Origin of the sequence: Parapedobacter lycopersici, assembly GCF_040395035.1 — a bacterium.
Lineage (GTDB): Bacteria > Bacteroidota > Bacteroidia > Sphingobacteriales > Sphingobacteriaceae > Parapedobacter > Parapedobacter lycopersici_A.
Map to the genome: position 1 here is coordinate 1 of NZ_JBEBRB010000103.1, position 7,076 is coordinate 7,076.

Below are 7,076 nucleotides of genomic sequence, written 5' to 3' on the forward strand. Positions count from 1 at the left end.
CCAGGTAGTGGGCGGCGCTGTCGTTGTTTTTGTAGGTTAGGTGGTATTCTACCTGTTTGGTAACCAGCACTGGCTCGAGCATGCCGATCAGCGGAGCCGGCCGGGTAGTGTCGCCATACAGCGCCTGTTCCATATCCGCAAGGGCATGGGCAGTCTGTTCCCGGTCTTTCAGTAAAATAGCGTATTTGTAGTAATAAAGTTCTTTCATGTAGAATGCCGTGATGAACGCATTGGCCGAGGTGGGTTTGATCTGCTCAACCAGGGGCCCGTAGATTGCCTCGGCCAGGGCGAGTGTTTTTGCGACGTTGGCGGTATCGTTTTTGGCGGCGTATGCGTGGATGGCGGGATCCAGTACGTTGATAAAGCTGATGGCAATATTTACGTTGATGGATTTCTTACGGAGCAATTCAGGAAATTGCTCAATGTAGGCACGTTCTTTTTCGTACGTGCGGATTACGTTGTCGTAGTTCCGTTTATCGATATAGGTGTTGCTTTTGCGGCCTGCGACCAATAGGGGCTTCTCGCCGTGCGCCGCCAGGATTTCCTGTTCGGCTTTTTCCAGGAAATAGACACTTTCGCCTTCGCGGTTTCCGTAATTGGCGTTATTACTCAGGTTGATGTAGTAATTGATCCGATAGGCATTCAGGGAATCGGCACTCCATGCCAGTCGGCGGTAATGGATCAGCCGGCTTATCATCGTATCGCGGTCGTAGTGCATGCCGGAGGCAAATTGTAAGGTTACCCAGTCGTCCACGGCGTCCAGATATTGCTTGGTATCCAGTTGGTTGTTATCCAGTTGCTGGTTAAGCTCGCTGATGCCCGGCGTGTTGGTACCTTCCTGCTTGGCAAATGTGGTGGTAGCTACGTATAGCACCATGATGGTGGTACAGATCGATTGTATGTGCATGTGTTGTAGTTTAGGGTGTGATAATAAGCCTGACCTGTAAATATAATAATTAAACGGGCGTCAGACGGGTAATAATACGTTGACGTCGGAACACTGAAAAGTAAATCGCAAGCGAGGTAGCAAAGTTACCTAAATCAAATGGTATTGAAAGGCATACTCGGATTACTGCAGCAAATTCAGGGGGATGGACACGATGATTTCGGTGCCATTCGTATCGGAATGCAAGGTCATGTCGCCGTTGAGGTACTGAACACGGCGGCGGATAGACTGCAGGCCCATTTTTGATTTGCTGTCATTCAGCTTCATGCCGTCCGAACCCTTTCCGTCGTCTTTGATCGTCAGGACGAGGCTATCCGTTTCCGCATAGATTAAGATATCCACCGCCGTGGCTTTGGCGTGCTTGATGATGTTGGTAATGGCTTCCTGGATGATGCGGAGCAATGCGATGCGGGTATCGATATTGACCTGGCGCAATGCTCCATTATCAATCTCAATGGTTTTGCGATAGCGGTTGTCTGGCAGGGCGCTGTCTGCCAATAGGTTAATCTGGGTTTCCAGCGATTGTTCCTCCTGTCCTTCCGCGGCGTAGAACCATTCGTGGCTTTTGTTGCGGGCCGCATCATACGCGTACGTTAAACTGGTTTGCAGGGTGCCTAGTTTAGTCTTCAGCGGCAACTCTTCGGTTGACATCATTAACACTTCCAGCTGGTGCTTGATGCCCGCGATGGAAGCCGACAGGTTATCGTGGAGGTCCTGGCCCAGCCGTTGCTGTTCGTCCCTGATTGCCTGGTGTTTCGCTTCTTCCATGGCGATGACCTGCATGTTGGCTACGTGGTTAAGGGCTTCTACTTGTTCTTTCGCTTTCCGGCTCCGGCGGAGCATAAGCAGGTATATGGCCAGTACCACTGCCGATGCTACGGCCGAAATGATCACCAGCCAAACGGTCCGTCGCTCTTTCACGTGCTCTGCCCGGCGAAGGGAAATTTCGCTGTGCTCAGCTTGGGTATAGGCATACAGCAGGTCGCTCGCTTCCGACATTAGGGCCATTTGCAGGTCGCGTTCATGATTGAGTGCGTCAGTAAGCGACGCATAGGCATCGCGGTAATTGCCCTGCATGGCCTGTAGCTGGCCTGTAAATTCAGCAACGTCTGCCTGTTGACTGTCGCCGAAAACAGGCGAAGACTTGTATTTTTCGAGATAGCGCCGAAGGCTGTCTACCTGCTGTCGATCGCGGTAGTTTTCTAAACGCAGACGGACCAGGTTGAAATCGATAAAGTTTGTCACTTGGTCACTGTAGGTGGTCTTCAGTGCCTCCATGCGATTCAGGATGGTGGCTACGCTATCATAGCGGCGCTCAAATTTAGCTATGGAGTGGTCCGTGTCGATCAGTAACAGGTCATTGTACAGCAGCTGGCTCCGGGTAATCGAATCTTTTTGTTGGAGGGCATGGCCAATCTGCCTGCTGAGGTCTGCGGTTTGGTAGACCGCTGTGGTGTCATTCATCTTGATATATCCCGATAGTACGGGTGATAAAATGTACATGGCGTTCAGGCCCACGGAAAGGTCAACCTGACCTGAGCGGAGGCGCTCGGGCAGGCTAACCAGGTAGCTGCGCTCCGGTTCATAGACCGAGAGGACGCTATCGTACAACCGCAACTCCTGATAGATCCTGGTTTTTTGCAGTTGTTCGACCAGCGGATGCTCCTCGCCGGCCTTTTTATATTCCTCCGTAATTTTTTCGGCGTAGTACATGGATGCCCCCCGCTTTTTAAACATGCGCGCGTTGTTAAAAAAGAGGAAATAATAGCTGATGCGGCCACGGCTGTGTGCGACTTTATTCCAGGCAATGTCCTCATACAGCTCGAGCAGATCCACCAGCTCCCTGGTTTCAAAGTGTTTTCCCTCCGAGAACAGCTGGTGCGTCAGTGAGTCGGCTTTGGCCAGATACTGGTCTGCGGATATGCGATTGGAATGGTACGCATTGGCCAGCTTGTCAAACTCCTGCTGTGCGCGGGATGCCGGTTGCGCGCTGGCAATCTGACTGGTACCCCCAAGGAGGAAAAATAAAATGGCAAGGAAAATAAATTTCCTTGCCGGTAGGTAGAAGTTGATAGTCATAAGTAATACACACTAACGTGATGGTTCGTGATCAGATTAATTCCTGTGTACGGGCATATGCCAGCAATTCCGTAATGGAATTGACATGCGCCTTAGCCATCATCTTACGCCGATGCGCGACAATCGTATGCTTGCTCAGGTGTGTTTGGTCGGCCGTTTGCGCAATGGATAACCCCTGTGCAAAATACTGCAAAATTTCCAGTTCACGAACGGTAAAAGGAATTTCGATGGTTTGGTTCAGGTCTTCCAGGATTTTACTGATTACCGGACAAACGTATTGCTCGCCGCGATCGATGGTTGCTAAGCACTCAAGAATGGTGTCAAAACCAGACGACTTGCTAATCAATCCTTTTGGGCTGTAAGCCATAATGTTGGCTACGGTAGTGGGGTTGACGACCGAGCTGATGACAATGACTGTCACCTTACGGTTCAGGCGCTTGACCTCATTGATGAGCGGAAGGGCGTTTTTATTCTTCAGGTAATAGTCCAGGAACAGGCAGATCGGAAGCTGGGAATGCTTAATCAGGAACTGGGTCAGCTCCCGTTCCTCGTTAAACGCATGCACAGCCTGAAAAATTTCCAGCCTTTCGATCAGTGCCGAAAAGGAATCCGCAAACAGGCGGTGGTCGTCAAAGACGATAGCTGTGGTATTAGTTCGCTCCATAGGTCAGTGCCAATGTAGCAAAAGTATTGATTTTGATTTATGATGCATCAGGCTGGTTTGGGTATCGATTGATTTTAGTGACTAATTAATGTGATATAAGCATAGTTCAATAGCATGTTTTTGTTATCTGTATTTCTGGATAATACGGGCTAAATCAATTAATTACCTGTTCATTTACATAACAGTAGCCATTTTTTTGCTCCGATCATCGTAACGATATAAAATGACATTAATAGGTTATTTTATAAAATCGGAATAGCCAAAAAATGTTATTGTGTATGTAGTGTAGTGATATAATAGACTTATCTCCTTTTTTTTGTGAAAAATATTCTATCAAAGAAAATTGAAATTTAGTAAAAGAAACTTAGGCCTGTTTTAACGCTGATATCTTCAGAATACCGTGATCAATTTATATGCCAAGGTTTTTTGGCATCCACGGAACGGTTACACAGATTGGTCTTCAAATACCGAAGAACCAGCGCTATGGGCGATTTTGATTCGTGAAGCGGACAACCGATGCCGAGCGAATAACCACCAACTTAGTCAATTCTGCACTATCAAATGAACAATTTAAGCCAATTGCTGACACCGACTCCCACTGGGAGAACAAGGATGAAAATCAATTTCATGGTATCATGTGTGATTACCTGCCTAATTCTGCTATGTGCCGTACCTTCTTCATGGGCACAGAGCCGCCCGGCAGGAAATAACGACGAATCAACGGCTGCGCAGCTGGCGACCCGCGACCTGGCGACCCTGAAGGAAAGTGCACAGCTTTCAAAATTGCAGGAAGACTATGTGTATAATATGTTTTTAGGGAAATATCAATACCTCGAACAGCATGAAGCTACCGGTCCGCGCTGGGAATTAAACATGCAGGCGAGTGCCCGAAAACTGCGGGAACTGCTGGGAGAAGATGTCTACCTGCGGTTGATTGACCTGGGCCTGATAAATCGTTGGTTCGGAATTAATGAAAAAAACTAAGCCTGCTATCTATGAATAAATTTTACGCGAACTCCATGCGGTTAAAAAGCTATGTATTAGGTCTTGTTGCCCTTTGCTTAATGGTAATGCCGAGTGCATTTGGACAGTCGACTTATGTAGGAAACCCAACCGATGCTGCCATTGTCAATGCACTCACCGGATCTGGTCTGGGTATTTCAAACGAATTGCTGGAACGGGGAAACAGAAGCCAGCAAATTGCCACATTTACGAATGGAGTTGCTGGTGCTGGTTTTGGTATAGACCAAGGGGTACTCTTTTCAACGGGTAATGCTGGGTCGGACCTCAATACGAGAAATACACAACCTGACGTATCACTTAACCCAGGAAATTCGGGGTCGGATGCAAACTTAATAGCAATCAATCCCCTGGCTTCATTCAATACAGTTGCTTATTCCTTTGATATCACACTTGAACCGGAAGTAACCGGAATTCGGATTGTGTTCCAATTTGGCTCCGAGGAATACCCGGATTATGTGGGTAGTACTTTTAATGACCTATTTGGTTTCTTTGTATCGGGACCGGGTATTGGTAATGGCACGACACCGCAGAATTTTGCGCTTTTACCTTCTAATAATGATGTCATTGCGGTCAATTCGGTCAATGGCGGGGTTTTGGGTGCGGCGTCAGATGGTACCGCGGTCAACCTGGGGCAAACCGAGTTTTATATCAACAATGGTCACCGGAATGATGGACAGACAAATACCAGTCCACAGCCAGGGCCATTCCCCGTCCATATTGAATACAATGGGATTACCAAGGCAATAACGCGGGATATTGCAGGGCTGGTGCCCGGCGCTACGTATCGATTTAAGGTGGCCATTGCGGATGTTGGGGATCAGTCTTATGATTCAGGTGTACTATTACATCAAATCATCGGATTAAGGGAAACGGATCTATCAGTTGAAAAAACAGTGGACAACGCTACACCGGTAGTGGGTGGCACCGTGACGTTCAATATCAGGGCAATAAATAAAAATATTCCCGAAGGGAATGAAGTGACGCAGGCGGAAGTAAGGGATTTACTGCCGTCGGGGTATACGTTTGTGTCGGCTACGCCCTCACAGGGAGCCTACGACCCGGTGACGGGTTTATGGGCTATTGGAACCATGCCCATTGGAGCGGAAGAGGAACTGGAGATTCGGGCTACAGTCAATGCAACCGGTGATTATCGGAACCTGGTCAATATCCAGGCGTTGGATGCGGTAGACGCTGATCAGACAGACAATTTTGATGAGGCCGAAGTAACACCGAGTCCGCCGAACCCGTCGTTTACACTGGTTAAAGCCGTTACATCGGTGACGGATGCTGCCGATGTTGTGCGTGCCGGGGGTGCGTTTGAAGCAGTCGGCGATAAGGTTAATTATTCGATTACGGTAACCAATACCGGTAACGTGGAGCTGACGGATATTGTCGTTACCGATCCGCTTACAGGACTTTCAGAGACGATTACCTCTCTAGCTTCGTTGGATACAGAGGTTTTCACAACAACATATACGATACAGCAGTCCGACCTGAATACGGGTTCGGTAGTGAATACAGTTACGGCTACGGGCGATGACCCGGACGGTGATCCCGTCAATCCGGAGGATCCGAATGACGGCGAGGTAACTACGCCGGGTACACAGACCCCGGAGCTGACGGTAACGAAGACCATCACAAGCGCGGGCCCTTATAATGCGGTGGGCGACGTGATCACCTACGACATCGTGGTTACGAACACGGGCAACGTGACGATCGACAACATCGTGCTGACGGATGCCAATGCGGTGATCCCTGCGGGCGAGGAGAACATCGGCACGCTGAACCCGGCGGAAAGCGCGACCATCACGGTTACCCATGAGGTTACCCTGACAGACCTGAACAGCGGCAGCGTAAGCAACCAGGCCACGGCCGCGGGGGATGACCCGAACGGTGACCCGGTGACGGATGACTCGGATGACCCGGGTACGCCTGACCCGAACGACCCGACGGATACGGACGTGGTCCAGACCCCGGAGCTGACGGTAACGAAAACGATCACAAGTGCGGGTCCGTACGAGGCTGTTGGTGACGTGATCACCTACGACATCGTGGTGACCAATACGGGCAACGTGACAATCGACAACATCGTGCTGACGGACGCCAATGCGGATATCCCTGCGGGCGAGGAGAACATCGGCACGCTTGACCCGACGGAAAGCGTGACCATTACGGTAACGCACACCCTCACCTTAACGGACCTGAACAACGGCAGCGTAAGCAACCAGGCCACGGCTGCGGGGGAAGACCCGAACGGTGACCCGGTGACGGATGACTCGGATGACCCGGGTACGCCTGACCCGAACGACCCGACGGATACGGACGTGGTGCAGACCCCGGAACTGACGGTAACGAAGACCATCA

5 protein-coding genes are annotated in these 7,076 nt (G+C 49.9%); 2 read left to right on the top strand and 3 right to left on the bottom strand.

Translation table 11 applies throughout. The features are described 5' to 3' along the window. From ABWO75_RS13030 to ABWO75_RS13040, 3 genes are all read right to left on the bottom strand, one after another. Nucleotides 1-907 (bottom strand): hypothetical protein (locus ABWO75_RS13030; RefSeq protein WP_353186216.1); only part of this gene is annotated, 907 nt, incomplete at its 3' end. Nucleotides 908-1,069: 162 nt separating this feature from the next. Then, nucleotides 1,070-3,025: a sensor histidine kinase gene (locus ABWO75_RS13035; RefSeq protein ID WP_353186218.1), complete on the bottom strand. Its 1,956-nt coding sequence runs from the start codon at nucleotides 3,023-3,025 to the stop codon at nucleotides 1,070-1,072. A gap of 31 nt (nucleotides 3,026-3,056) precedes the next feature. Continuing rightward, nucleotides 3,057-3,689, bottom strand: a complete 633-nt coding sequence (locus tag ABWO75_RS13040; protein WP_353186220.1) for a LuxR C-terminal-related transcriptional regulator — start codon at nucleotides 3,687-3,689, stop codon at nucleotides 3,057-3,059. A 561-nt stretch (nucleotides 3,690-4,250) separates the two neighbouring features. Here ABWO75_RS13040 and ABWO75_RS13045 point away from each other — a divergent pair. Together ABWO75_RS13045 and ABWO75_RS13050 are read left to right on the top strand one after the other, a co-directional pair. Further along, nucleotides 4,251-4,673 (top strand): hypothetical protein, encoded by a 423-nt coding sequence (locus ABWO75_RS13045; protein ID WP_353186222.1) that lies wholly within the window; start codon nucleotides 4,251-4,253, stop codon nucleotides 4,671-4,673. A gap of 11 nt (nucleotides 4,674-4,684) precedes the next feature. After that, nucleotides 4,685-7,076, top strand: a 2,392-nt coding sequence (locus ABWO75_RS13050; protein WP_353186224.1) for a CLIPPER-2 domain-containing protein, incomplete at its 3' end; no start/stop codon positions are given.